Origin of the sequence: Vibrio coralliilyticus ATCC BAA-450, from assembly GCF_000176135.1 — a bacterium.
Taxonomy (GTDB): domain Bacteria; phylum Pseudomonadota; class Gammaproteobacteria; order Enterobacterales; family Vibrionaceae; genus Vibrio; species Vibrio coralliilyticus.
Map to the genome: position 1 here is coordinate 231,814 of NZ_ACZN01000014.1, position 26,516 is coordinate 258,329.

Sequence of the window (26,516 nt, forward strand, 5' to 3'; positions counted from 1 at the left end):
CGGGTATGAAAAGCCGCTATCCGTCCTTCTCGCGATCGGTACCGCCCTTACGTTTTTCGTTCTAGCAAAGATCTGAATAGCTTTAGCTCTACGCACGCTATGCGTACCGTGATTGTCCGCATTCAATCCAAGTTTTACAGCTTAGTTCTTGATGATAAAACGAATGAGTCGCTGATAGGATGTCCTTTGGGATGACCAATTGCATATCCACTTATCTGCGCATCAGAATGACTCTTAAGAGATAGCCAGTCTTGTCAATGTTATGTATAAGGCTAGGGAAATAAGAATGCCTCCCGCACATTGATAGACACGCTTGGATAGCTGATCACTTTCATTTAATCGCTTTCCAGTGGCGCTAGCAAAGAATACCAGTGGCGACTCAACCAGAATCATAATGATGACTAGTATCACCCCTAGTAACAGCATTTGTTCGCTAATCTGCCCTGAGTCTCTAGAGATAAACTGAGGGAAGAAAGACAGAGTGAAAATGATAGCTTTGGGATTCAGCAGGTTAGTTATTACCCCTTGCATATAAACTTTTTTCAGTGTGCGCTGAGGAACTTTGTCGAGTGATGAGATTGCCCCATAATGAGTAAAAATGCTTTAACTCTTGGCAAGCGAGCGAGTCTTATTTGGTGCTTGTAGAACCTGGAGGATATTGTGGGCAACCGGCCCACCGATCTTATTGAAGCGTCTCTGGGGCAAAATCAGCCTACCCCGATCAGGCTAAGTGAAGACTAGGCAGGGGAGACCTAAGCCTGAGACACCACGAGCAAGGTCGACCTTCGTTAGCTGTCGACCTTTGCCTGTCGCAGCGTGGGCGGCTTGGGCTGGCGAAGTCCCACGTCGGATAAGGTCATGGGGACAAAGCCGGGTAAGGCTTCGATTCGCGCAAGCCAACCGGTGAGGGCCGGGTAGTCTTGCAAATCCATGCCGGCTTCAGGCGCGAGCTTGGTGTAGGTGTACAAGGCCAGATCGGCCAGCGTGGGTGTCGGCCCCACCAGCCACTGCCGGCCAGCGAGGTATCCCTCAAGTTGTGTCAGCACCGTGAGCGCATCTTGCCTGAGGCTGTCATCCTTAATGGGGCGATGAAACACATTGGCGGCGCGCAGCTTGGCCAGAGAGCCGGCCAATCGATGCGCCGCCAGAGACAGGAACTGCTCAATGTGGGCGCGCTTGATCGGGCAGGGCGGCAGCCATTGCTGCTGCGTATCGTAGACACTGGCCAAGTACACCAAAATCGCGTTGGAATCTGCAATTACGGTCTCCCCGTCCACCAGCACCGGAATTTGACCAAAGGGATTGAGGGCCAAAAAGGCCGGTTGCCGATGTTCGCCTGCCGGCAAATCCACGGGGACGAGGGTGAACTCCACATCGAGGAAGCTTAGCAGCAGATGGGCGCGGTGAGCGTGTCCAGACAGAGGATGCCAATAGAGTGTCAACATAGTACGGTTCCTTAATCATCAAATCGACGCCATTAAAGAACACTTTGCACCGAAGAAAAACCGCACTACCATGGAATGATATTTTCTACTACGTTGATAATCTATGGATACTATTGATGGCATGAGAACAGTGGTGGCGGTGATTGAAACTGGCTCTTTTACGGCTGCCGCCGAACGTCTGGGCCTGTCCAAATCCCTGACGTCCAAATACGTTAATCAGGTGGAGGCGCAGCTCGGTGTGACACTGTTTCATCGCACCACCCGTAAATTGTCCGTCAGTCCACCCGGTTGGCACTACTATCGCCAAGCGCAGCAGGTCTTGGCGCAGTTTGACAAGCTATACAGCCAGCTTGATGCTCACAACCAAACCGCATCGGGGCCACTTCGCGTGACGGCGTCACAAGGTTTCGCCGAAGAGCTGCTCAGTCCGCTAATTCCCGCGTTTCACGCCCAATACCCAGAGATCCAGATTGACTTGCTGGTGACCAATCAAAAGCTCGACTTGGTGGAGCACGGGATCGACATTGCCTTTCGCGCCAGTACGCTTGATGATTCCGGTTTGCATTACCGCCCACTGATGTCGCTCAGCAGCGCCGCCTACGCCGCGCCCGAGCTCGCCGAGCAGTACGTCGACAGGCCAGAGGCGCTGCCATGCCTGATTGACAGCAACCTACATCCCACCGCGCGCTGGCCCGTGTCGAACACATCGCAGCGCAGCCGTGCCGTCAAGACAGTGTTCAAAAGCAATAGCCCTCGGCTCATTCGGCAGTTGACCCTGGCTGGTATGGGGGCCAGCTATCAACCGGATGTTCTGGCGGCGCCTTATGTTCAGCGAGGAGAACTACAAAAACTCGACGAGGATTTCTCAGCCATGACGTTTCCGCTGGCGGCCCTGTACCGCGGCGGCGAGTATCAACCCGAACGGGTCAGGGTCTTTATTGATTTTGTGGCGCAACAATTCGGGACGTGAGGAGGGGCCGCGTAACACTTCTGAGGAGCTAAGATTGAAACGGGGCGGTACTTGCTTTTATAGTGCAACTTTATCCATATCAACCGGTGAAAAAGAGCGCATGGGTAACAAAAAAATAGCGGTTCTGATTGATTCCGACAATACGCCCCACTCAAAACTGGCGGCGATCATTGAAGAGCTTTCCAGTTTCGGCCACATCGTCGTCAAACGCGCCTATGGTGACTTTTCGTCTGAGCGTTTGAAAAACTGGAAGCAACCCTTGAATGAATTGGCGATCCAAGCCAAACAGCAGTTTGCCTACACGTCAGGCAAGAACGCCACCGACTCGCTGATGATCATTGATGCGATGGACCTGCTCTATAGCCAACGTTTTGATGCGTTCGCGCTCATCTCCAGTGACAGCGACTTTACCAGCCTGGCCACTCGGCTACGCGAGTCCGAGATACACGTCATCGGGGTCGGCAAGGCCATGACACCGAGCTCGTTTAAAAACGCTTGTGATGATTTCGTGGCCATCGAAAATTTGCAGGGGGCGACGGAGGTGGATGACGCTCAGCGCAGGCCCAACCAAAACGCGGAACGGGAGCTGTGGCGCCTCATGCACCAAACGTGGCAAAACTATCGAGATGAAAACGGTTGGGTGAAACTAGGGGAAGCGGGTCAGTACCTGAAACGGATCAAGCCAGACTTTGACCCTCGTAATTACGGATTAAAGAAACTGTCGGACTTCTTTGACCAATACCCCACACGCTATAAAACCCGTCACATCAAACGGTCGGGGCTGGAGTTTCAGTTGATCACCAAGGCCCGCCAACTCAAGCTCCAAGGGGCCAACGGCCACACGTAACCTTTTGATAAGTCGGGCTTTGGTGCACACCATCACTGATGAGGAAGGAGGGGGATTTTGTTTTGCATCAGCTTGCTCAAAACAGTAGACGAAGTACAACCAATCCTGACTTCTTAGTGCGACAGCAAAGGCTTCCATCAGACGCTAGATAGAAGCCTTACAGTGAGTTAGTTCTGTTCGACAACGGTGATAGTTTTACTGGCGCTGTCGAAAGACACCCGATAAGTCTTGTAGTCACTGACTACATAGTCTGAGCTTGGATAAGCATCCGTCCAACTGCCATTGTCAATCTTAAAGCGTGCGGGACTCTCTTCACCATTAAATGACTGGATCGTAAAGTATTGTTTGGTTGCAGCGTCATAGCTTAGCTGAGTGAGACCCCATTGGTTAGGTGTGCCTCGGAAATACCATACTTCGTTACCTTCATTATTACACTGGCTGAGCGGAGCCCAAACATCAGCGAGGTAACAAAATGCCCCTTGAGAGGCGATAAGATCAGCTGTCTGATGACTACCATTGTCGCTAAAGATAACTTGGGCACTACTTATCTTACTCCCGAAGTCATGGCAGTACACGCCGTTCTTAAGCTCCATTTGAACACCTGGCCAAGTGGCATTATCGATATTCGATTCGCTGGCGACGTTCCAATAGTACAGGGTTGGAGAATGGAAGTTATGCTGATTATCAAAACAGATCTCTTGCTCGGTCGCTGGTTTTGGATCTGGGCCACAGTCTGTACAAGCATCACCCACCACCGCGCCAACATGAATGGCAGCAGCATGATCACCGGCAACAGAGAAATCCGCGTAGCCACCGCTGACGGTGATCGTCGATGGGCCTTGAGCTCCCGGCGCGCCAATACACTGCCCCGTCTGCTCATCATAGTTTGCCTCAATGATGTTGCAGTAGACATTATCTGGCAGGCCAGTGTACAAACGTTGAGATAGAGCGCTACCATAGCGTTTGTTGATCACCACATAACCGAGACCACCGCGGCCGAACGCGATTTGATCGTTTCCGTTTTGCCACCAATCGGTGACTGTCCACTCTGAGGCGGTATGGTTTCTGAATGAGACCATGTTGGCGATGCCGCGCCATTGGTGCTCACACACCCAACTGCCGCCGTCAAAACCACACGCATCACCTGTGTGAACACCGTTGCTCGGTGGCCCTGCATCGAAGTCACCACCAAAGAAATAACCCGACATGATTTTTGGATATCCATATGGGTACGCTAGGGTAAAGATATTGGCGAGATTATAACCATTCCCTGAGACACCATGCCAGATGGGTCCATTAGGGTTGTGTCTCTCTTCGTCATGATTGGTCACGAACGTTACGGCATCGCTACTCGAAAGTTCGAGCTCGTGGCCGATGTTGCGAAGGCTCGCAATATCACTGTTTCTAAATGCAGGCCCCACACGTCGAGCGTAATCAAACTCAGTGACATCACCGATATGCTTGTATTCGGAAGGCTTGACCGGCTCTGAATAAGCCCCAATGACTTCTTGGAAGATATAAGGATTGCCGTTAAGTTTATTTTTGATCGCCTCAATATCGCCAGCAGGGATATGTTTGGCGGCATCAATACGGAAACCAGCGACCCCCATGCTGATCGCATCATTCATGTAGTCAGCGATCTTTTGGCGCACATACTCAGACTCAGTTTTTAGATCATTGAGCCCAACTAGGTCACAGTTTTGCACCTGCCAGCGGTTTCCATAATCAATCTCTTTACTGGTGCACGTGTGGAAGTCATTACTGCCATAAGGCACGTCAGGAAACGAACGGTTCCACGCCGCCATGTGGTTGATGACCGCATCAAGGTAGATGTCGACACCGGCTGCTTTACATCGCTGAACCATGCTTTGAAACTGGGCTCTATCACCACTTCGACTGTCAAACGTATAACTGACAGGTTGATAGCGTGTCCACCACTGGTTGCCAGAGATGGTTTTATTCGGTGGCGAAACTTGTACTGCCGCGAAGCCTTTCGGCCCGAGAAAGGTTTCACATTCAGTCGCAATATCTTCCCACCCCCATTCAAATAGGTGTACAAAAGCCGTTTTCGGGGTGGCCGCGTGTGCGACAGTGCTGACAGCTAGACCAGAGCTTACAGCGAGCGCAATTAACGTTGTTCTTTTCATCGATCTCTCATTCATAAAGTTAGACACAGGCTGTTGAATACACTGCACTTTGTAATATGGCCACTCCATCGGGGGTCGGTGTGCGCTTGGTTTGTTAGCGTTGCAGAGGTAAGGAACGTCAGACACAGAGGAGATGCCTCCTTATTCAACAGCGCACTTAATGTCGCACAAATAATAACCAACATGAATTTGTCTTGGTTATATCTTTAAGACCCATCACTAATGGTGTGGGTATGTGAGAGTGCGGTTAGATCCGGCTCACTTAATGTGGCGAAATAATGAGCACAACCGTGCCTTAGTAGAGTGCTAAGCATGAACCGCGAAAAGACATGAGGTCAGGTCAGCAGAACCTACCACTATAGAACTGACGGAGTCCCCCTTTCTTCTTGTCCTTTCTGTATCTTGTCGTTGAGCGAGAGTGGTTAAAATATTGGCATCATAAGGGGCTCTTAAATACTAATCGAGCTTTGTATTAGTCATTATAACTATTTTCTGTATCAATATTAGTGCCAATGGGACAGGGTAGGTACAATGAGCAATTTGTTTCGTATTTCATTGAGGCAGAAGTGACGATTTACAATAAAAACAAGCGGCAAATTGGCGCAGGGTATAAACCTTTGCATGATGAAGAGGTCGCGTTACCAAAAGCACATGATCAGACAGCAAAGCAGCGACTGGTCAAGCAGCGCCAAGATAGAAAGCAAGAGTTAGCCTATACACAAGAAGATGAGCAGCGGTGGGCTGCCAATCGAGCGCGAGTATTGGCATCTAGAATGGTGGATCAACAAATGAGGCTAGTAAGTAGTCGTGGAGTACCGATTGCCAATTCACCTTATTTTATAGTCTCTCCTGACAAAACCTACCAAGGTGTTTCTGATTCAGAGGGTTTTCTACCCCGGGTTTCGACGACTCACCCCGAGGAGTTAGAGGTCTATATCGGTGTTTTAGCATTGGAGAGGTGGCATGACTGATACGCTATTCAATACAACTATGGTTACCGACAATCAAAACGGCTCGGTGATTGATCACACGTCAGAAAATATGCCAGCGAGAGGGTTCTTCTTTGCTGTAGTGGATGAGGTTGGTAAAGATGGTTTTCTAGTTAGAAAAGTATACGGTTCATTAAGTGACCCATACTTAAAAGCCATGAACTTACCAGATCAGAGAATGTGGAGCGAAGTTTTCCCCGAGAACTACGGGTTGTCTGGTAAAGACTTAACTTCAAAAGCAAGTGTTGCTGAGCATGTCATGGGGATTAACACTAAATCTCGGTTCGTTTCGACGAGCTCAACCTTTCCTCAAGGTTCGCCTAGATTCCAAGGCAAATCGATATATATTGATATAAGTAAGACATTGAAAAGTGGGGCTAAGTTAGTTACAACTGAAGAGATCCTTGCAGCGCTCGAAGAATATAAGTCTATCGCCCCTAAAAAAGTAAAGCGGATAGAACAGATTATGGGCTACGTACGAAATATTGATCACGAAGTCTTAGTTGCAGATCCTGTTCCAGCACGTGCTATTTTTACGAATGAATCATTAAAGCATGCCAAGGCTATCGGAAGAGTGGGAAGAGTGGTTCAAGTTTTTGGGTTCGCTTTCACGGCCTATGATCTAAGTGTTGCCAGTAAAGAGTCAATTAGAACTGAAAGCATGGCTCCGATTAGTGCTGAAGTTATACGTCAAGCTGGCGGCTGGGGTGCTGGAGTTGCAGGACTAAAAGCAGGGACAGCACTGGGAGTTGCATTGGGTATTGAAACGGGACCAGGTGCCATTATTACAGGGGCAATTGGTGGAATAGTCTTTGGTGCCGCTGGATATTATGGTGCCGATTGGGTAGCGGATTTTATTTATGAAAACTAATTGGCTGAGTAGACTTTTAAGAAAAAAAACACAGACTGAAAGTCAAGGTTCACTCAGTTTGGAAAAATATGAGGATACATACCCTAAAGTTTCTCTATCTGAAGAAATGAATGGATGTGCCTACAACCTATTTTTCTTAATTGGACCAGAGAGTGTTGATGCCATAACTCGCTCGATACAAGCATACTCTGATGACGAATTTACATTAAATGGGACACAAGAGCCACAGGATCAATCCAACAAGGACTTGATACTAAAAGTCAATATCTTTCCTGACTTTGGAGGCTATATTGTCCATATCATTACTAATGAAGATCAACTGATTAGCGGTATTTTACAGTCAAATTACGCACCTCCACTTCCTAAGATATCGTTTCCCGACTTAAACCCTATGGAATATGGAGCACTTCAAGGAAATGTAGACTTTTGGTTTCAGTGGCTCTGGCTTCCCTACTGGCTGCATATCTCTGCTAGTGAGCGTGAAAGTTTAGGCCTTTCTGTTGACTGGATTGAGTTTATAGAAGAAAGAACGTAGCAATGCCAGCACTGATTTTTCGCAATAATATAAGAGTGAACGTGAGGCTGCTTTCGCAACTAGGGACATAAAAAGAGTCAACATGATAATTTGACTCTTTAGAATGACAGTAACTAATATCGAGCGAAAGGCTGAAGTTGCTGTGACTGGTCACATTCACTTAAAGGTTTAGCCACGCTACCCAGCCCCTGAATTTTTATTGCAGAATAGGCACTCAAGCTTTTCCAAAAGAGTGCTTCCTTGTACTGAGGCTTTTTGGCATGGAAATGGACAGAATTCATCAGCGACACTGCGAATTTGGTGGTGTATTACTTGCTCAGGGACGTGGAAACTGGGGGGCTTATTCTACAGCTTACACATATAGCGTAAACGTAAATTTCATCACTAAGTGCAAATAACCTTACAACATTAATACCTGTTCCAGTATGGGGATGCCATTCCATGTATTTATTTAAGCTTGCGTATTTCCTTGCTACATAAGCTTATAATTATTGAATAAGTTCCATATTTTTCTTTCATTAATTAACATTTAAAAAATCATTAGAATAAAAAGCAACCCATCTATTTATTTCTATCTTTTATCATATTTTTGTTGTCGTACTTCTGTATGCAAAAGAGACTTATACTACCGATTTCGACTAAAGCACTGATTATTCAGTGTGTGTTGGCAATGAAATAGAGTTTTATTCCGCGCTAACACGTGCGAAAATGTTTCTGTTGAAATGTTCGGAATAGTCACAAATCTTTAGCTAGAATAAAATCAGTGCTTTACATCCATTCAAATCAAAGTCAAATGTAGACTTATTAATAACGAGCACAATAGTTGAATTGATCTCGCTATTAATTTAATCATCAACAATATAATTATATTTTAATAATATTTCGTAAAATTGACCAAAAATAATGGATAATACATGTTTATAAGAAAACTGATTGCAACATCAATTCTTGCTTCTGCCTCTCTATCGGCTGCGTATGCTGGTGATATTGACGTTTATTTTAACCACCCAGTCAATGCGCCAGCGCAACAAGCGAACCTGGAAACAAAAATCATTGACTTCATTAATAGCGCTCAGACATCGGTTGATCTCGCTGTCTATGATCTCGATCTTCCGGGTATTGCAAACGTCCTAGTGGCGAAAAAAACTCAGGGTTTAACGGTACGCTTTATTACCGATGAAGACAATATCGCTGGGGAAAATGAGGAAGCCATTAATATCTTAAATGCAGGCAATGTTCCTTGGATCGATGATACTGAAAACGGAAGTGCAGGCTCTAAAATCCAGCACAATAAATTTATTGTTGTCGATAATGCAAGAGTCTTGGTTGCGTCAGCTAACTTCACCCAGAGTGGTATCCACGGCGATCTGGATGGAGAAGGGAACCTGATCAGTGACGGTAACGCTAACCACCTAGTTACTGTTGAATCCTCACAGCTCGCGAATATTTACACCACCCAATTTCTGCAAATGTGGGGGGACGGGCCTGGAGGTGCAAAAGACTCTCTGTTCGGCTTGGGCAAAGTAGACCACCAAATTGAGACCGCTTACACCGACAACGAGAACATTCGACTGGATGTGCAATTCACGCCGCAGTCACCCAGCCTGTACACCGGTTCAACTCTGGAAAACTTGGAAAATTATGTTACTGCGGCCAACACGCGTATTCATACTGCCCAGTTTGTCTTCAGTGCTCAGGATGTTGCGGATAAAATGAAACTTCGCCATGACGCTGGTGTTGAAGTTCAAGGGGTGGGGGATCCGAGCTTCTTCAGCCGCTACTACAGCGAGTTTATGGATATGGCCAACACCCCTAAGCTGAACCCGAATGGCGCCTATGAAACCGACAGCTATACCGGCGCGCCTGACAACCCTTGGAGTAACCCAGCTGACGTCCGGATTGCGAACCTGAACGGTGGTGACAAGTTCCACCACAAATACTGGATTATTGACGATCTGGTCATCACCGGCTCGCACAACGTATCCGGCTCTGCAGCCTTTGGTAACGATGAGAATGTTCTGGTCATCCACAGCGCAGAGGTGGCTGCCCAGTTTGAAGGTGAATTCAGCCGCCGCTACTGCGAAGCGGGGGGATCTGAAAACTGCGGCTCGGAGTCGTTGCCTGAAGGTGGTACATGGGAAGGCGTTAGCTTCATCGGTGCCGACGTCGCAACCGTGCTGGACATCGTCAACCAGGCAACACTTTCGGAGCTGGATGTTGAAGCAGCGATGAATGCCACGGCAGCCAACAACATCATCGCGGCGAGAACTATCGCGGATATGGATCAGCTCGCCGCCGTTCCTTACGTGGGTGCTGCTGCCATGCAGGATCTGAAGGACTACATTCCGACCTGGGAAGCAAAGTAACCAGTAAGCGTAATGCAGGACGACAAGAACAGAGGATGAACGTCTCTTTTTACATCAATTTTCGCTGAGCCGAACGCTCACCCGAGCGGAATGTCCTCTGTCTCAACTCGATTGTCAATGGAGAGGTGGAGTTATAATGGCCTCCTCCTCTCACCTAAAGGTGCGAGCGATATTTTATACTGATTAGCCACCGATTGAATAGACGTCAGGCGAGTACTATAAAGAGTCGTCCCAAATGGTGACCAGTACGCATGCAGTTTAGTCAGTATATTTAGTTCAACGGTGCCCAATACAGCGACAGCATATCTGCTACGGATGTGACCTGGACATCAGCAGCTTTTCAAATGGGGCATGAGTCGTGCCACAAGGCGCTGTCAAGCTTGGTCCAGTTGGACGCGTGACCGTTGGGATTTCTGTGCTAGGATGGGCACACAGGATTTCATCGAAGGAACGGCGCTGCTATGGCCTGCTTAAAACACACTCTGATCCACCATCTCACCCAGCTCAAAACGATGATGGCCCGTATGCCAGCCTCGGTGCTGCCTTGCTCGTTAGCACCTGACATGTTTTCTCTGGAAAAACACGCCAAAGTGGCGGCCAACTTTGCCTTGCGCGGGTATTGCCCGTTGCTCGGCGTGGCGACCGTGTCGTTCTACAACGACAAGACAGGGACACAGGCCGTATTGAGTCAGATTGAGGCGACCCTCGCGTATTTGGCGGCCGCACCCGAGATAGAAGGCTATCAGGACCAAAGGCAGATCACCGACACCGCTGGATTGATTGACGTGACTCTGTGTGAGTCCGAGTTCATCGAACGGTTCATTTTGCCTAACCTGTTGTTTCATATGGGCATGGTATACGCGATCGGTAAAACGCAAGGCGTGGCGCTCAGCAAAGGCGACTTCGACGGGTTTCACCACTATCCCCCTGGCTTTTGCTTTAGCCAGGTCAGTTAAGCCTAGGGAGCACGCACCATGGAAGCAGAACACATGATATGGATGGGGTGGGTGATGCTGTGGGCATTGCCCTATCTGGTGCAATCCGCTGGTGTGTGCATCGGACCGTTCAAGCACATCGCGTTTTTGGATCACCAATTGGCGCGATCGGCGCGCCCCATTTTGTCGACACCTGACCGGCTGCCCGACCTGCCATACACCTTCTTGACCATTGGCCTTCGATTCCAGTGCTACTGCTTACTGTTTCCCGCTCTGTGCTGGCGAGCGACGACCCGTCGGGGCAGTTTTTGGCTACTAATGGGGCTCAACTTCGTGTGGATTTGGAGCGTCATCGTCGGGGTCGTTTGGATCGGAGGGCGATAAGACGAGAAATGCCGTTAACTGAGCGCCTGACCCAAGGGGCCAAAATAGGCGTGTAACGCCCGATAAATCGCCTGGCGATGCGCGATGTCAGGATACACTGGCTGCACATCCTGGCGCGTGGTTCCCTTTACCAGATACGCATTGTCAATCTCCGCGCACGACTCGATCGCCGCCTCAAATGCCCGTGCCATCATCTCCGTGGGCGACGAAAAATACCGCTGCGCCAAGGCCTGATCGGCTCGCACACTGCGAGCCACATAATCGTGCTTGTCGAGGGTGTCGCCGCTCAATAAGGTGACGGCAAAGAGCGCCATCAGTCGCTCGTTCAGCGGGTGCGCGATCGGCGGGCAGTCTTCAAGCCAGCAGTCACTGGCAAATCGGGGGCGCAAGCTCGACGGCCCAGACGTGTCGAGGTCAAAGGCTTTATCCGCAATGTAATGATCGAAGGCGTGCCAGAATTCATGCGCCAGCGCGCCCGCACCGGCATTCTTGGCTAAGGCCAGTTCTCGCCGGCGGGGATCGTAATGCGCTTGCACGCCCTGACGTCCCCCGGTGCCAAAAGCGAAGTTGAGCGTGCCGCGCAGGCCCATTGCATGGGGCGGAAGGGCGAGCAGATAAGCCAGATCCGCTAACGAGTCGTAAATCAGGTTGGCCGCAAGCGCTTTTTCTTCTTGTGTTACCCAACGACCCACCCGCAGGTTACCCATGCCAAAGGTGCGTTGGATGTCCTGGAACGTCGCAGGCTCGCCATGCCGGTAGTCCGGACCGCGGCGCGTTTGGTGTTTGAAATGCGTCAGCTTCACTGTAGGGTATCTGGTCGATGCTCCACGAACCGATGATCGGCCGCCTGGTGTCTTAGCAGGGCAGTATACCCTGAACTGGGGGCTTGTCGATGCTCACCTTCGCATGATTTCATGGACGCCCACATAGCCCCTCAACGCGAGGACGGGTCGCGCTGGGAATGAGGGGAGGCGAGGTTTCTCAGCGGGGAGACATGTGCATCGAACGCAACGTCACGACGTAAAAACCGCGGCTCGTCAGTGCACCGCGGGGCGCGGATCCGGTCCATGCGAAAATGGCGAAAGTCGCCACGCTGTGGATCCCAGGCCACCAGATACCACAACGGCGGTAAAATGAGCAGGGCATGCGGCTCCACACAGCGATGCGTGCCTTGGCCTTGCGCATCCACGTAGTCAAAACGCAGCGGACGGCATTGCAAAAACGCCTGCTCAAACGCGGGCAATAAGTCGGGATCTTGCTCGGTGTGTCCGGTGATGTCCACCTCAGGTGCAAGCTGTCCGACAAACAAGCCGGCCAATAAGCGGCGCAAATCGTTCAGTTTGTCGCTTGGCAGGGCGGCTTCGAGTTGAGCCAGCGCACGGTCCGCGGCATCGGTAAACGGCAGCCCACCAATTGCTGAGAGGGTGGCGGTGCTGATCACCAGCGCAAACACCGCTTCGACAGACAGCGTTACGGTGGCTCGCATCGAACGCGGATCCAGTTGGATGCCGCCCCCACGCCCAGGTTCCGCATGGATAATCCAACCTTCATCGCGCAGAGCGTTGAGATCTCGCAGCACCGTCCGACGAGATGCCCCTACCGTCTGCGCCAAGGTGGCCAGGGTGGCGGTGCCATTGCGGCGCAGGTGACGCACGATGGCGTCTTGTCGAAGTCGAACGGTCATGGGCAGGCTGATAAAGATGACAAATTATGGCACTATTTAGCGATATTGTGTCCCGGACGTCAAGCGGACGTCGACAACCAGGAGACACAGTATGTTCAAATCGCCCTTTCCTCGTGCCAAGATGCTATCGTGCAACGGGATCACCCTCGAAGTCTTTGACGCCGGCCAATCGCCGGGTCGTATGCCCATCGTACTTTGCCACGGCTGGCCCGAGCTTGCCTTTTCCTGGCGCCATCAGATCCCAGCGCTGGTCAAGGCTGGATACCACGTTATCGTCCCCAATCAACGTGGTTACGGGGGCTCGTCTTGTCCCGATGCTGTCTCGAGCTACGACATCACCCACTTGACGGGCGACTTGGCTGCGTTGCTGAATCACTACGGGTATGAGGACGCCATCTTTGTCGGCCACGACTGGGGCGCCATGGTCGTTTGGGGGATGGCCTTGCTTCACCCACACCGGGTTCGCGCCCTGATCAACCTCAGCCTCCCATATCAGGTGCGCACAGACCTGCCCTGGATTGACGCGATGGAACAGGGGATGGGCGCTGAACATTATATGGTGCACTTTTGCCGTCAGCCCGGCGTCGCAGACGCTGTCCTCGACGAGTATCGGTCACAATTTTTGCGCAATGTGTACCGCAGCCAACTGCCGCCGGCCTCGCCAGAGCCGGGCATGGCGATGATCGCGCTGGCCCAGCAGTCGACCCCACAAGGCCAGCCACTCATGAGTGACGACGAATGGCGCGTTTATGATGCGGCCTTCGCCCACACCGGTTTTACGCCCAGCATCAATTGGTATCGCAATCTGAACCGAAACTGGCACCAACTCGCCGATGTGCCCGCCTTGGTCCACCAGCCCACCCTGATGATCTACGGGACTCAGGACAGCATACCCGTGTTGGCATCGCTCTCCGACTATGTCCCGAACGTGACGACCGTGCACCTAGACTGTGGCCACTGGATCCAGCAGGAGCAACCTGACGAAACCAACCGCGTGATGCTCGAGTGGCTACGCGATCTCGAACACGAGTGCTGAGGGTGGGGCCCTAAATGGTCTGACTAAGACAAAATCACAAAAACAGGGCGAAAAACGGCCCATTTCTGCATGGTTTTTTCCGCCCGCAATCACTACCCTTATCGCCCCTTAAAGTCGAGAGAGTACAACGATGAAAGCTTGGTTCGCTGGCATACTGATGAGCGTGGCGTGGCACGCGGGCGCGCAGTGCTATCCGTCCACCGTGCAAAGCCCGACCCCATTTATGGGGCACAGTGGTGAGGTGTTCCAACTCGCAGACGGGACGCTGTGGGAGATCCGTCAAGCCTACGAGTACCTGTATCACTATGCCCCGCGTGTGGAAGTGTGCCCGAACCTAGGCACCTTGACGGTGGCAGGGAAGACCCTGCCGATCACCGCCCTCGGCCGGGTGGCGCTTCATCGCGATCCCCTAGGGCCGGACGAGATCCTCCACTCGGCGATCGCCGGCCAGTTTAATGGCTTTGAAGGCGATACCTTGTTTAAACTCGCCAACGGACAAGTCTGGAAGCAACGAGAATACGCCTACTGGTACCACTATGCGTACACGCCATCGGTCCGCATTGAACGCGTGAACGGTCAGTATCGGATGACCGTCAACGGCGTGGCGAAAAGCATCAGTGTCGTGCGCTTAAAATAGGAGCTCAATCCTAAGCTGGAGCACCGCGAAGCAGGTGTACACAAGCTGACCTACTCGACAGTAAGCATAGGAAGGGACTCAGGTGGCCTGATCGGTGGTGGCCGCTATCACCGCCTGTAGCGTCATCACACATCGCTGCGTGACCTGCTCACTGCTTTCGCCCATCGAGACCGAGACAATCGCGCCTTCCATCATCACCGACAGCGCCTCGAGTAGCCCGGGATGAGCCTCACTGAGCGACTCGGCAATCAACGCTCGGACCGCCTGCTTGTGATACTGGCAATACTGGGCAATGGCACTGTTGGGATCGCCAAATTCGCCCGCCGTATGGATAAAGAAACAACCGCGAAATGGCCCAAGTGGGGCAGCGCCGCCTGTGAACCAGCGGTGTAAGGCGTCAAACACGCGCTCGACGGTCTCGGTATCATTGGTTGACCCCGACAGGCATTGGCGTAGCCAGTCGATGAAGGCCTCGTGACGCTGGGCCAATGTGGCCAGTACCAATGCCTCTTTGCTGTCAAAATGCGTGTACAGCGTGCGTTTGGCGACTCCGGAACTGGCGATCACCTCATTGATGCCGATGGCGTGAATGCCATGGCGATAGAATAAGGCCAAGGCCGTGTCGATCAAATGTTGACGTTTTTGACTCATCTTTTCCCCCTTTTCGAGCATGTTGACAAAAGTAGACCAATTTGTCTACTTTAGGTGGGAGACAATTCTGTCTACTTATTAAAAAGGAATACCCATGACACAAACACAATCCGCCCTAATGGCCGGAGTGGGGGCCTCGTTAGCCATTGGGATGCTGGCGCAGCTCGATCGCTTTTCGCCCGGTATGGCCTGGTTGATGGCGCCGCTTGGCGCGACCGCTGTCCTCGTTTTCTGGGTCCCAGACAGCCCGCTCGCCAACGCCAAGAACGTCGTCCTCGGCCATCTCATCACCGCCCTCATTGGCGTGGCGTTTCTCCAATCCATCGGACCCTCTGCGCTCGGCCTAGCGCTGGCCACTGGCACCGCCGTCTCCGCGATGTTGCTAACCCGCACGACGCATCCCCCTGCTGGGGCCAACCCGCTGCTGATCATGTTGACAGGGCAGGGTTGGGGCTTTGTCTTGACGCCCGTGTTGACCGGTGCCATCGTGATTGTGCTGCTGGCCCACCTTTGGCACGCGTTCCAGCGCCATTGCGCCAAGGGGATTGGCTAGGATAAGGTTGGCGCCGACATCACTCGGCGCTATGATCACTGAGTGTGTGGCCGCCCGATAGGAGCCTAGTGTGAGCCTCAATTTTAATGCGCAAGACGCGAGCCAAATCTTTGTCGGGGCCTTTGCCCTTGCTGTTCCGATCGCGTTTTCTGAAGAAGCCTGGCGCCTGGGCGAAACCCTGCCAAGCGCCAAACTGTGGTGGCTGTTCGCCTTGTCTATGGTGTTTTTGGCGCTCTACACCTACGAAAGTGTGTTCCAACGAGACATCGCTCAGCGCCGCGCGGTGTTCGTGTTTCGCATTATCACCGCCTACGTCATGGCGGCGTGTGTTGTCGCCTTAGTGTTGTATTGCCTCGATAAGTTGCCCGTGCTTGAACAGCCCTGGGTGGCCTTCAAACGGGTCATCGTCATCACCATGCCCGCCTCGATGGGAGCGATCGTTGTCGACAGTTTCGACAAGGAGTGATCACGTGTCGGTCGGCGGTGGCGTCAAAGGCGCGGTCACCTTGATCACCCCTTTTTGCAGAAGTAAGGTATTGGGGTATGTGATGATGTTGCCACTTTCATGGCGGAGCAGAACGTGAAACATGGTGATGTCGATGATGACGCCACTGATGTCCTCGTCCTTTTCGCACACCTTGACTCGATCGCCAATTCGATAGGGAAAGACGAAAAAAATCAAGACGCTGGCCGAAATATTGCTGAGTATCGACCACTGGGCGAACAAGGCCACCCCCAACACGGCGAACAACGAGGAAAGAAACAACGAAATGTCGCCATAGCCAATGCCCAGTAACAGCACGAACAGCGCTGCAAACACACTGAACGTGGCGACATGAAACGCCTTAACCACAAACTGAGTGCGTGCCATTGTGACCTGTTTTTTCTCTGCGACCGCCAGCACCGCGCGCCGACCAACCCGGCGCAGCAGGACATAGACCAACACCAGCAGTATGCCCAAAGCGATCTGCTCAAACAACGGGTGCGCTTGCATCCAACTTACCATCAAATAAACCTCAGTATTTTTAAAATCACAATTTCGAGCCCGATCACCCCGATCAGCAGGGCACACAACACCCAAAACGCCAACGGCTCCGCGCTGTCCGGCAAACCACCCACATTCACCCCCAGTAATCCGGTCACAAAACTGGCGGGAAGGAAAATCCCTGCGATGACTGAAAATAAATACGTGTTGCGGTTCATGAGTTGGGTTTGGCCTTGATGGACAAGCGCCAAGGCGTGCGCAATTTGATCGAGATAAAAATCGATCGATTCGTTGAGCCGAGCCACCGTGTCCTGCGCGTTGTTAAAATGGTGAACCTGTTGAGAGAGCGCGGGGACCTGCGCTTGCAACAAGTCTTCCAGCGCGTACCGCTGTGGCTTCAGGTAGCGGCGCAGTCGCAAAAGACGCGTATGCAGTAGGTTCAACGGCTCCAGGTCCGAAACTTGTGGGACGTCAAACGTCGCGATTTGCTCTTCCACTGGAGTCAGAAAGTGGGCAATCGCGTCGTTGATGCGGTTCACCATCCACACTAAAAGTTCAGCGACCGAGCTCGGTCCCTGATGGCGTTGCAATGCCTCGATCACCGTTGCGACGGCCCGTGACGGCAATTTGCGGGTCGAAATCAAGGCACGCGATACCACAAGAGACGCACGCTGAGCATGTCGTCCGGATCCGCCCCTTCATTGAGATTGATGTCCCGCAGGATGAACAGAAAACAATCCTCGCCATACGTTTCAAATCGCGGACGCGTGTCGTCCGCCAATAACGACGCGATCAATGACTCCGGTAACGATTGGGATTGCAACCACACACGCAGTGTTGGGGTATCCCGTTGGCAGTGGTACCAATGTGCTGGGGCGAGCGTCTCGCCCAATGACGTCAGTGGCTGTGGGGTGCCCTGATCAAACCGCCATCCTGAAATTAAACCATCCCCCATGCTGATCCTCCTCTGTGCGGTGACCCCATGTGGCGCACGCGTAACTGTCATGTAGGCGACTTTGGCCAGGCTGTCAAACCATTTCGCTCGTGAACCTGGCTTTCTATCGACTAAAGGGGCATAAAATGATTAGAGCACATAATAAAAATCATTAAACGTTGAGGTGGTACGCTTCCTAAATATTATGGTTGAGTTGATTAAATCTGAGATTTTGTCACAATGGTAGTCTGAAAAAATCATTAGAGGACGAAACAATATCTTAACCCATTCCAGACGGAGTCATACCATGATGTCGACGCCCCATGTCAGTACACCAATGAGGGGAAACCTCCCCCTATTCTCACAATCGTTCACGCGAGCCAAAGGCTGCTGGCTTGAAACGCCACACGGAGAGCGATACTTGGATACCCAAGCCGGTCTCAACGACCTGATTTACGGTCACAATAACCCCCAGTTAAAACACGCCCTGTTGAACTACATCGAACGCGACGGTTTATCAATCGGTGTGGCGGGGCAGTCTGAAGCCGAAGCAAGGTTCATTCGTACCCTAACGCGACGCATTCTCGCCCGCCGACAACTGACGTATCGCGTGGCATTGACGGCACCCGGCGAGGCGCAAGCCCTCAAACAAGCGGTGGCCTTGGGCCAAAGCCGATACAGGCCGTAACACCGTGGTGACGCTCCAGCCTAACATCTCTAGGCGGCCCTCGGGCTGGCAGGATCAAGGTCCACGCCATCACAAGGACGATCGTATCGTCGTCTCCGGGTTGGCTGATCTTCGCCGTTGGCTCGGCAGTTCGGCGTCAACCCCGCCTGCCGCCGTGATCATTGAAACCGTGCAGCGCCATGCCGGCATGCGTGTGCTGTCCGACCGATGGCTGCGCGCCGCTCAGCAATTGTGCCACGCCCACGGCGTCTTGTTGGTGTTCAATGAGACCCTGGCCGGTTGTGGACGCACCGGACGCTTCTTCAGTTTTGAGGCCTCCGGAGTCCAGCCCGATCTGATCGTGCTGTCCCAAGCGCTTGGCGGATACGGATTGCCATTGGGACTCGTGTTGTACGCCCCCGACCTGGCCTGCGCGCCTCCATCGCCTGCTAACGCACCGACCCCCGACCATGCGCTGATCACCGCGGCGACGGCGCTCGACATCTACTGGTCAGACGGTCAGTTTGAGTCGCACGTACAGAAACAAAGCGCGCAACTGACCGCGGGACTCCGTGACTTGGTGCGTATGTGCCCTGAAGTGTTTCTCCGCCGAACAGGAAGTGGGATGGTGCAAGGCATGCAATGTCGGACCCCCGACGTGGCTCGTCGAGTTATCGAGGCCGGTTTTCGTGAAGGCGTGCTGCTGAACACCGTGGATGACGCCGGCACCGTGTTGGCACTGTGTTGCCCGCTGACCCTTAACTCGCTGGAACGCGAGCAGTTGATCGCTCGACTGCGAGCCGCCGCCTACGCTGCCCGGCATGCAGAGCTAGGCGCGCAGACGTCACCGGCGTAATGGAGAGCACATCGATATGTCTACACACGCAATGCGCCATCGGGTGGAAAAAATTGGCGGCGCCTCTATGCTGGATATGGACGCGGTGTTAGACAACATCGTCCTGCGTCCCCCTGTCTCACAACGCTACAATCGTATCGTGGTGGTCTCGGCGTGCCAGGGGATCACCGATGCGCTGCTCGAATGTCCTCATACTCACACCCCAGGGGTTTTCCATCACCTCTTGGCATTCAGTAAAACGTGGGAGCGCGCCTTAGACACGGTACTTGAGCGTTTGTTGTTGATCAACGATAACGTGTTCGCCGATCCCATGCTGCGCCGGCGTGCGGATCAGTTCATTGAGCAGCGAGTCAGCCGGACCCGAGCCTGGGTTCGTACCCAGCTCTCAGTGTTACCGCATCGTCCTCACGCTGAGCACCGAGGATGGCGAGCGATTCGGGCGCGCCTGGCCGCGATTGGTGAGGCTCACAGTGCCTTCAATACGGCACTTAAAGTGCAGCGACAGGGTGTTCGAACCCGACTGGTGGAGATCGCCGGTGAGCCGACCAGCGAGCGCCCATGTCTCACACATCAAATCACCGCGGCGATGCAGGAGTGGGACTTGCAGCGAGAACTGCCCATTGTAACCGGCGATCCGTCCTTGCCACCCGCCGGGCCTGCTCACGCGGATCGCCGATACGCGGACGTAACCTTAAGTCGGGTCGCCGCGATCACCCGCGCCGATCACGCCGTGGTGTACAAAGCGCACCCCCTGAGCACCGCTGATCCGAACGTAGTGGAGGGCACGCGCCCCCTTGGACGTGTGTCTCACCAGACGGCCGAACAGTGGTCCTCCTGGACACAAGAGGCCCTGCACCCTGACGCCGTTAAACGGTGTCGGGAACACGACATTGATTTGCATGTGAAATGTACCTTTGCGCCGGAGGCCCCGAGCACTGTGTTTACCCATGATATTGACGAGGCGCATCGATCGCCCGTTGCCGTAACTGGGCAAGAAGGGGTGTACGCCATCTGGGTTGCCCCCCCTGTCAACCAGGCGCGACTGGCTAACCTGCAGGCCGGTTTGGATAGTGATACGACCATCGTTCACCAAGCGCAGGATGCCAAAGGGCTCAGTCTATACCTGGCAGGACCCTCATCGGTTTCCAGTCGGTGTTTTGCTGAATTGCTGCGTCGCGCTCCGCAAGCGCGTATCACGCACGCTCGCGTGTCGCTGGTGACGGTGCTGGGTGACAGCGTCACGGGTTCGGCGCTTCTAGCGTCGGGCCTACGTGCACTCAAGGCCCAAGGCATAGAAGTGTTGAGACGTCACCATCGCGCCAACAGCGCTCAATTCAGCATCCGGTGCAGTCAATACCAAGCGGCGGTGTGCGCCTTGCACGGCGCGTTAAGTCAGCGCTGACGCCGTGATCGTCAGAGGACGGATGAACGCGGCTCTTGCGTCGTCGAAATGGCATTTCTGCCTTTGTCTTTTGACACATAGAGGGCAGCGTCTACTGCTTGGAGGTAGTCAGGGGGCAGACGATTGCTCTCTGGCACCATCGCCCCCACGCCCATGCTCAGAGTCACATGCGAGGCAATTGGGGAGTCGGGGTGGTCAATGTGCTCAAGAGTCATCGCCGTACGGATCTTTTCCGCCACGGCACACGCCTCCTCAAGCGCGGTGTTCGGCAACAACACGGCAAACTCCTCACCCCCATAGCGCGCCACCAAATCGCTGCCACGCTGCGCAGACCGTTCAAGAACAGCAGCGACTTGTTTGAGGCACGTATCGCCGGCGCCATGCCCTAGGGTGTCGTTGAATCGCTTGAAGTAATCAATGTCCATCATGATCAGCGCCAGTGGCGTCTGATCTCGATGGCATCGCTTCCATTCCGAATCGAGACGATGGTCAAACGCACGGCGATTAGCGATGTTGGTCAGGGCATCTTTCAGTGACAACAGCTCCAAGTCTCGATTCAGCTTGGCCAAGGTTTCATTGGCTTGAAACAATTCTAAGGTTTTTTCGTTAACGCGCTGCTCGAGCACTTGATTGGCGTCGATGAGCTTGTCCGCCATCCGATTGAAGGCTTTGGCCAGCATACCGAGTTCATCCTTAGTAAAATGACGGATGCGCTGAGTCAAGTCCCCATTGGCGATCATTGCCGCCACATAGGTCAAGTCGATGATGGGTTTGGTGATGGTGCGTGAAAGGAGCAGCACCGCTATTCCACCCAGCAAAGCGGTCACCAACGAGGCGACGGCCAAAAATTGTTTTTGTTCACCGATAATACCTAACGCGTCGGCGTAGTCGATTTTGTACACCAGCCCCAAGTTCAGATCTTTGAACGTGTAGGCCACCGCCAGTACCTCTTTGCCTCGATGGTCACGATAAGTGCTGATGTCGTCGTCTTTGTCTCTGACCAAAACAAACGGGTTGACCCAAGTGTTGCGATCGTAGCCCAGCGTCAACGATTCGGGATAAATAGGCGAAATCGAGCCCGTAGAGGGGCTTTTGTACACCAGTGTCGTTTCCTCCGTGCTGCCGAGACCGAATTGGGTGTTGGTGATCACCGCAAAGTCGTTCAAATTCATTTCCAACACCACGTACCCGATCGCCACCCCATCACGCATCAGACGTTGGGCAATGAATAACGAGGTGTTCGCGTTGTCGTCCTGACCAAATTCGATGTGATAGGCTTTTTGGCCAGTTGGCAACGCGATGTCTAGCACAATGCCGCGGGTATACTGAGCGGACGTCGAACTGATCACGCGCCCTTGGGCGTCCAAGATCACCACATCGCGGATGTTTTTCATCGGCGCTTGTGCATCGGTAATGATGGTGTCGATGCGAGCGATCAGTTGATCACGCTCCTCGGGTGCTTGGATCTTGGCTAACGTTTGCACCGATAGACGCAATTGAGTGCGTGAGCCGATCAGAGACACCCGGTCGTGGTACTTGCGCAGCACCTGATAAACCAACATTTTTTTGTTGTTGGCCACCGTACGCAGGTGATTGACGACCACCTTTTCTATCGATTCTTGGTTCTTGTAGTGGTACAACGAGCCAGTGAACACCAACGAAATCATGATGATGCCCAGCAAGATGATGGTGATTTTTTGACGGATCCCAAACCCGCTTGGTGTCAAATTCATCGGTCCAGACATGGTGTGGGGGCCTTAGGCTTTCTCTATAGCTTAGAATGGCTGATCCAAATGACCAAATCGGGCAGCGGTGTCCCCAGCCAAACCGCGTGAGCTATACTCAAAGAAAACCCATCACATCGTCGATGCCTAGGTCAGTGCGTTAGGAGGCGGTGTCGTCAGCGCTCCGGTTGGCGACCCCCATATACGAAACGAAAGAGGGCCACCCATGGACAACGACAAGATTTTCCCCGATGTGCCGTTGAGCAGCCGCGAGCTCAGTGACGTGTTTGCGCACATCCAGCTCGCCTGCGTACTTGCGTCTACGGATCGGAAGATCTTGAGTATGAACGCCGCAGCCCAGCGTCTGTTTGGCTACGATGAGCGTGTGATTGGGCTAGGTACTGAGGTGCTGTATGCCCAGTTAGATGAGCACATCTTGCAAGGGCACGTTCGATGCAATCCCGATGCTGCCAGCTCGGCGGAATCGGTGGTGATCGAATACCAAACCCAAGATGGGCACCGATTTCTGGGCAAGACGAGCAGTGGGGTCATCAAGGGCCCGAGCGGCGAGGTGCAGTGTTTCATCGCCTTCATCCAAGATGAGTCTGAACGTCTCAAAGCCGAGCGCACACTCAACAAATTACACTCCATCACCTCGTCACGACGTTTCGATTTTACCCAGCGCGTGCAAGCCATTCTTGAATTGGGGTGTGAGCAGTTTGGCCTGCCGATTGGTATCTTTAGCCACATTGAAGGTCGCCATTATGAGATCCGTCAAGCGATCCACCCTGAGAATTCGCTCGTCCCAGGCATGACGTACGAACTGGGAGAGACCTACTGCTGCCAAGTTTATCAAGCGAATGATGTACAAGGCTTTCACTGCGTGTCTCAAAGCCACATTGCGACGCATCCTTGTTTCGCGGCCTTTGGACTGGAAGCCTATTTGGGGGCACCGATCTTTGTCGACGGCGAGCGTTATGGGACCCTGAACTTCTCCAGCCCAACCTCTACACGCCCGTTTCGTCCTCAGGACAAAGAGTTAGTACGCCTGTTTGCCGAGTGGATCGGGCACGAATTGGCACGTCAACAAGATCTCGATGCCCTCAAACACGCGCGCAATCAACTCGAAGTCCTCGCCAGTACCGATCCGCTGACCGGACTCGCCAACCGCCGTTACATTGAATCCACGTTAGACAAACAACTTGATTTGCATCACCGCTATGGCCTCCCCCTCGTGGTGGCGCTGTTCGATTTTGACCACTTTAAGCGCGTCAACGACCAGTTTGGTCACCAGATGGGCGACGAGGCTTTGCAACGGTTTGGGGCCATTGTGGCCACACTGACGCGAAAAGAAGACGTCTACGCGCGTTGGGGGGGCGAAGAGTTTTTGGCCCTGTTGCCTAATACGTCACTAGCCGGGGCGCTGACGCTGATTGAGCGCATCACGCATAGCGTCAAAGCCCAGCCACTTGAGTACAACGGCGCACCCATCGCTTTGAGTGTCAGTGTAGGGGTCACGGCGGTTCATGAGCAGGATAACGCGTCGAGCGTGCTCAAGCGCGCGGACGCGCTACTGTATCGAGCCAAAGCCAATGGCCGGGACCGGACCGAATCCGATCCGGTTGACGATCCAGCTCGCTGAGCGGAGGCTGGCGTGAGATGGGATCATGACCGTCGCGCGACAAGCACCTGTAGTAGGACAAACACCAACCACATCACCACACTGGGCATCAGTTTGAGATCCCACAGAGCAAGGCCGTGTTGCGACCACAGCGCCCGCACGTCAGGTGTCAGGGCGTCGGGCCACGGCACCGTTACGATAGCCACGCCAGCCAATGACACCATCAGCGCCATCCCCATCAAGCCCGCTGCGATGTGGGTTGAGAGATACCCTGCTCGATGCAGCAGCCACACCAACAGAGCAGTGGCCGAGACGGTCAGTTCGAATGGGGCGTGCATACGTCAGCCTCCTAGGTAAGCGGGAGCTACAAGCCTAGACGCGATGGCCGGGTTTTGCGAGTTTCCCGCCCTAATCAGTGTCAGGCGTCTGGATCCACAAACGATGCAAATCCAAGTAGCCATTGGATTTCATGTGTAGGCCTGCGATTTGTGGGTGTCGGTTGATGATTTTTCGGCCATAAAACAGGGGTAAAATGCGCCGCTCAGAAACAAAAGGGGCAATCAAGGCAAGCAAATCGTCGCGACCCGAGTACTGCGCCATCACACCCTGTACCTGCTGACGATGGCGCTCCAACGCTGGCTCAGCGAGGCAATAACGCAATACGCCCGAAGTAAGCAACCAGTCGTACAAACCATATTCCAACGGGGGCTCTAAGATCTCTTCACTGAGCAAAAAATCCACGTGAGGGCGATAGGTGCTCAAATCGTCCAGGTTGTCCAATGTCAGGCACGTTACTTCCAGCCCTGTACGCTCAAGCGTTGCCACCACCCAATCGACCAAGGCCTGCTTGTAGTGCAGGCGCCACGCAGGGTGGCCTAACACGACCCGACCCCTCAGCGACGGCCGGTTGGCAGTCTCAGGCCAGCAGCGATCGAAATGGTGGACCGTGCGCAGCTGTGTTCGCTCGGTGTGTTCGGGACGTTGGGCGGCCACGTACGCCATCAACGCCTGGATGTCGTCCGGATCCAGCGGGCACGACGCGGTTGGGTTGGCCGCAAGAATGGAGTAAGCGTGAATGTCGATCTGCTCGCTGGTCTCCCCCTCGTGGTGCAGACTCATGACGCGATCCAGTTCACTGCCTTGATGGAACAGCGTGATGTCGCTGAGCAATGCGCTGTCGGCAAAGTAATGCGGATTGCGTTTAAGCGTCAATTGATGAGGTTCCCACGCCTCAAGCTGCAGTGGGCCTGTGCCAATGAAGCAGGTCCCCTGCGCATAGGTGCGCGGACGCTGACTGGTGATGCTGGCATTGGCGGTGGTCAAAGCGTAGATAAACAGGGGGTTGGGGCCCTCGAGTGTGATCACCACGGCTTGGCAGGCGGACTCCCATCGTACCGACACCACTTGCCGGAACAACCATTGAAATGGCCCGTTCGTGTCGCGAAGCCGACGCAAGCTCGACACCACATCTTCTGGTGTGAGCGGCAGACCATCGTGGCATTTAACGTTGGGTCGCAGCCAAAATCGGTAGATGGTGCCATCGTCATTAATGGCGTGATCGAACGCCAGATGGTCGACCAGAAAACCATGTTCATCGATGCGCAATAAGGTGTCATACAGTGCGCTCGACACTTGCAACTCGGCTGACCAATACGTGTCACTGGGTGTCAGGACTCGAACGTACGGGTAATGAGTCACGGTCAGCGCATTGTGTGCCCGTTGCCACTCATCCGTTTCCTGCATCGCGGCCCGCAGCAGCTGAGGGGCCAGCGACTGGTAACTTTGTACGTACTTGGCTAAGCGATCGAAGCGACCAGTGGCCAGATCGCCACGAATGGCCTCGGATAAGGCCGTTTCCAGAGAGACCCGCACCACCAATTGACTGGCTTTGCCTCGGCCCACCCCCGGCGTCCAGTCAATCCAGCCTTTTTGCTGCAGCGTTTTGAGGATCGACGACGCATTGCGACGAATGGTAAAAAACACCTCCTCCAACTCGCCCAACGTCACCTCGTAAGACTGTCCGAGCTGATAATGGCTTAGCATCTGGTCGAGGCGTCGTAACGGCAGATCATTTTTCATAGCGACACTTGCTTTTCATGGTGGGCCGTCCCGGTCCCCGGCAGTACAGTGAGTCCTCGTCACACCTTGTGATTGAGGTTTCTCCTAGTATAGGAGACGATGGAAAGGACCGCGCCTATTGGCTGAGCCCGTCCATGCAAACCGAATGGCTATGCGTCGCGAGAGTATAAAAATCCGTTTCTAGCCACAAGAGGGGCG

General features: G+C 53.3%; 26 protein-coding genes and 2 pseudogenes. 16 read left to right on the forward strand and 12 right to left on the reverse strand.

Annotated features, from left to right (window positions below; all coding sequences use genetic code 11):
• Positions 1 to 33 precede the first annotated feature (33 nt).
• The 3 genes and pseudogenes from VIC_RS27190 to VIC_RS06670 form a co-directional block, all read right to left on the reverse strand.
• Positions 34 to 141: pseudogene (locus VIC_RS27190) on the reverse strand (integrase); the annotation flags it as partial.
• A gap of 93 nt (positions 142 to 234) precedes the next feature.
• Positions 235 to 600 (reverse strand): LysE family translocator, encoded by a 366-nt coding sequence (locus VIC_RS06665; protein ID WP_330217467.1) that lies wholly within the window; start codon positions 598 to 600, stop codon positions 235 to 237.
• Between the two features lie 188 nt (positions 601 to 788).
• Entirely contained in the window at positions 789 to 1,445 is a 657-nt protein-coding gene (locus VIC_RS06670; RefSeq protein ID WP_006958651.1) for a glutathione S-transferase family protein, read from the reverse strand.
• A 103-nt stretch (positions 1,446 to 1,548) separates the two neighbouring features.
• On the opposite strand from VIC_RS06670, the gene VIC_RS06675 reads away from it, so the two are divergent.
• Together VIC_RS06675 and VIC_RS06680 are read left to right on the forward strand one after the other, a co-directional pair.
• Positions 1,549 to 2,415 carry a LysR family transcriptional regulator gene (locus VIC_RS06675; protein WP_157622108.1) on the forward strand — a complete coding sequence of 289 codons (867 nt, stop codon included), beginning with the start codon at positions 1,549 to 1,551 and terminating at the stop codon, positions 2,413 to 2,415.
• A 100-nt stretch (positions 2,416 to 2,515) separates the two neighbouring features.
• A complete protein-coding gene (locus VIC_RS06680) occupies positions 2,516 to 3,262 on the forward strand; it encodes an NYN domain-containing protein (protein WP_019276735.1) in 747 nt (248 codons plus the stop codon).
• Positions 3,263 to 3,429: 167 nt separating this feature from the next.
• Here the strand turns inward: VIC_RS06680 and VIC_RS06685 are convergent, their stop codons facing one another.
• Complete coding sequence (locus VIC_RS06685) at positions 3,430 to 5,409, reverse strand: starch-binding protein (RefSeq protein WP_006958654.1); 1,980 nt, start codon at positions 5,407 to 5,409, stop codon at positions 3,430 to 3,432.
• Positions 5,410 to 5,975: 566 nt separating this feature from the next.
• Between VIC_RS06685 and VIC_RS26010 the strand changes: the two genes are divergently transcribed.
• The 6 genes from VIC_RS26010 (at position 5,976) to VIC_RS26805 (ending at position 11,489) form a co-directional block, all read left to right on the forward strand.
• Entirely contained in the window at positions 5,976 to 6,380 is a 405-nt protein-coding gene (locus VIC_RS26010; RefSeq protein ID WP_157622110.1) for a hypothetical protein, read from the forward strand.
• Positions 6,373 to 7,269, forward strand: coding sequence for a hypothetical protein (locus VIC_RS06695; protein WP_006958655.1), 897 nt, complete (start codon positions 6,373 to 6,375; stop codon positions 7,267 to 7,269). The genes VIC_RS26010 and VIC_RS06695 overlap by 8 nt, the downstream gene beginning before the upstream one ends.
• On the forward strand, positions 7,259 to 7,804 hold the full coding sequence (locus tag VIC_RS26015) for a hypothetical protein (RefSeq protein ID WP_050778602.1): 546 nt from the start codon (positions 7,259 to 7,261) through the stop codon (positions 7,802 to 7,804). Before VIC_RS06695 ends, VIC_RS26015 begins: the two co-directional genes overlap by 11 nt.
• Before the next feature lie 914 nt (positions 7,805 to 8,718).
• Positions 8,719 to 10,170: a phospholipase D-like domain-containing protein gene (locus VIC_RS06705; RefSeq protein ID WP_006958659.1), complete on the forward strand. Its 1,452-nt coding sequence runs from the start codon at positions 8,719 to 8,721 to the stop codon at positions 10,168 to 10,170.
• 461 nt (positions 10,171 to 10,631) lie between these two features.
• On the forward strand, positions 10,632 to 11,126 hold the full coding sequence (locus VIC_RS06710) for a DUF1993 family protein (RefSeq protein WP_006958661.1): 495 nt from the start codon (positions 10,632 to 10,634) through the stop codon (positions 11,124 to 11,126).
• Between the two features lie 18 nt (positions 11,127 to 11,144).
• Positions 11,145 to 11,489 carry a hypothetical protein gene (locus tag VIC_RS26805; RefSeq protein WP_039951410.1) on the forward strand — a complete coding sequence of 115 codons (345 nt, stop codon included), beginning with the start codon at positions 11,145 to 11,147 and terminating at the stop codon, positions 11,487 to 11,489.
• A 14-nt stretch (positions 11,490 to 11,503) separates the two neighbouring features.
• On the opposite strand, the gene VIC_RS06720 is transcribed toward VIC_RS26805, so the two are convergent.
• Both VIC_RS06720 and VIC_RS06725 read right to left on the reverse strand, forming a co-directional pair.
• The gene (locus tag VIC_RS06720; RefSeq protein WP_006958665.1) at positions 11,504 to 12,292 is read right to left on the reverse strand and encodes a CLCA_X family protein; all 789 of its coding nucleotides are present in this window, start codon (positions 12,290 to 12,292) and stop codon (positions 11,504 to 11,506) included.
• Positions 12,293 to 12,423: 131 nt separating this feature from the next.
• Positions 12,424 to 13,173: a helix-turn-helix transcriptional regulator gene (locus VIC_RS06725; RefSeq protein ID WP_006958667.1), complete on the reverse strand. Its 750-nt coding sequence runs from the start codon at positions 13,171 to 13,173 to the stop codon at positions 12,424 to 12,426.
• Between the two features lie 91 nt (positions 13,174 to 13,264).
• On the opposite strand from VIC_RS06725, the gene VIC_RS06730 reads away from it, so the two are divergent.
• A complete protein-coding gene (locus tag VIC_RS06730; protein WP_006958669.1) occupies positions 13,265 to 14,209 on the forward strand; it encodes an alpha/beta fold hydrolase in 945 nt (314 codons plus the stop codon).
• A 130-nt stretch (positions 14,210 to 14,339) separates the two neighbouring features.
• Positions 14,340 to 14,846 carry a hypothetical protein gene (locus VIC_RS26020; RefSeq protein ID WP_050778603.1) on the forward strand — a complete coding sequence of 169 codons (507 nt, stop codon included), beginning with the start codon at positions 14,340 to 14,342 and terminating at the stop codon, positions 14,844 to 14,846.
• Positions 14,847 to 14,924: 78 nt separating this feature from the next.
• Here the strand turns inward: VIC_RS26020 and VIC_RS06740 are convergent, their stop codons facing one another.
• The gene (locus VIC_RS06740; protein ID WP_006958673.1) at positions 14,925 to 15,497 is read right to left on the reverse strand and encodes a TetR/AcrR family transcriptional regulator; all 573 of its coding nucleotides are present in this window, start codon (positions 15,495 to 15,497) and stop codon (positions 14,925 to 14,927) included.
• 94 nt (positions 15,498 to 15,591) lie between these two features.
• On the opposite strand from VIC_RS06740, the gene VIC_RS06745 reads away from it, so the two are divergent.
• A complete protein-coding gene (locus VIC_RS06745; protein ID WP_006958674.1) occupies positions 15,592 to 16,050 on the forward strand; it encodes an HPP family protein in 459 nt (152 codons plus the stop codon).
• 70 nt (positions 16,051 to 16,120) lie between these two features.
• On the forward strand, positions 16,121 to 16,516 hold the full coding sequence (locus VIC_RS06750) for a DUF2391 family protein (protein ID WP_006958675.1): 396 nt from the start codon (positions 16,121 to 16,123) through the stop codon (positions 16,514 to 16,516).
• On the opposite strand, the gene VIC_RS06755 is transcribed toward VIC_RS06750, so the two are convergent.
• Together VIC_RS06755 and VIC_RS06760 are read right to left on the reverse strand one after the other, a co-directional pair.
• Positions 16,517 to 17,056: a mechanosensitive ion channel family protein gene (locus tag VIC_RS06755; RefSeq protein WP_039951412.1), complete on the reverse strand. Its 540-nt coding sequence runs from the start codon at positions 17,054 to 17,056 to the stop codon at positions 16,517 to 16,519. It lies immediately after the preceding gene.
• Positions 17,056 to 17,990 (reverse strand): annotated as a pseudogene (locus VIC_RS06760) (CorA family divalent cation transporter). The gene VIC_RS06755 and the pseudogene VIC_RS06760 overlap by 1 nt, the downstream one beginning before the upstream one ends.
• A gap of 400 nt (positions 17,991 to 18,390) precedes the next feature.
• On the opposite strand from VIC_RS06760, the gene VIC_RS06765 reads away from it, so the two are divergent.
• From VIC_RS06765 to VIC_RS06775, 3 genes are read left to right on the forward strand one after another with little or no spacing between them, the layout of a single operon-like run.
• Positions 18,391 to 18,657, forward strand: a complete 267-nt coding sequence (locus VIC_RS06765) for a hypothetical protein (RefSeq protein WP_006958678.1) — start codon at positions 18,391 to 18,393, stop codon at positions 18,655 to 18,657.
• Between the two features lie 4 nt (positions 18,658 to 18,661).
• On the forward strand, positions 18,662 to 19,492 hold the full coding sequence (locus VIC_RS06770; protein WP_006958679.1) for an aminotransferase class III-fold pyridoxal phosphate-dependent enzyme: 831 nt from the start codon (positions 18,662 to 18,664) through the stop codon (positions 19,490 to 19,492).
• A gap of 16 nt (positions 19,493 to 19,508) precedes the next feature.
• Positions 19,509 to 20,894, forward strand: coding sequence for an amino acid kinase family protein (locus VIC_RS06775; RefSeq protein WP_006958680.1), 1,386 nt, complete (start codon positions 19,509 to 19,511; stop codon positions 20,892 to 20,894).
• A gap of 11 nt (positions 20,895 to 20,905) precedes the next feature.
• Here VIC_RS06775 and VIC_RS26025 read toward each other — a convergent pair whose 3' ends face one another.
• Complete coding sequence (locus VIC_RS26025; protein ID WP_006958681.1) at positions 20,906 to 22,639, reverse strand: diguanylate cyclase domain-containing protein; 1,734 nt, start codon at positions 22,637 to 22,639, stop codon at positions 20,906 to 20,908.
• A 205-nt stretch (positions 22,640 to 22,844) separates the two neighbouring features.
• Here VIC_RS26025 and VIC_RS06785 point away from each other — a divergent pair, with 205 nt between their 5' ends.
• Positions 22,845 to 24,260: a sensor domain-containing diguanylate cyclase gene (locus tag VIC_RS06785; RefSeq protein ID WP_006958683.1), complete on the forward strand. Its 1,416-nt coding sequence runs from the start codon at positions 22,845 to 22,847 to the stop codon at positions 24,258 to 24,260.
• Between the two features lie 23 nt (positions 24,261 to 24,283).
• On the opposite strand, the gene VIC_RS06790 is transcribed toward VIC_RS06785, so the two are convergent.
• Both VIC_RS06790 and VIC_RS06795 read right to left on the reverse strand, forming a co-directional pair.
• Positions 24,284 to 24,577: a hypothetical protein gene (locus VIC_RS06790; protein WP_006958684.1), complete on the reverse strand. Its 294-nt coding sequence runs from the start codon at positions 24,575 to 24,577 to the stop codon at positions 24,284 to 24,286.
• Between the two features lie 70 nt (positions 24,578 to 24,647).
• Entirely contained in the window at positions 24,648 to 26,318 is a 1,671-nt protein-coding gene (locus VIC_RS06795; RefSeq protein WP_006958685.1) for an ABC transporter substrate-binding protein, read from the reverse strand.
• Positions 26,319 to 26,516: the final 198 nt, after the last annotated feature.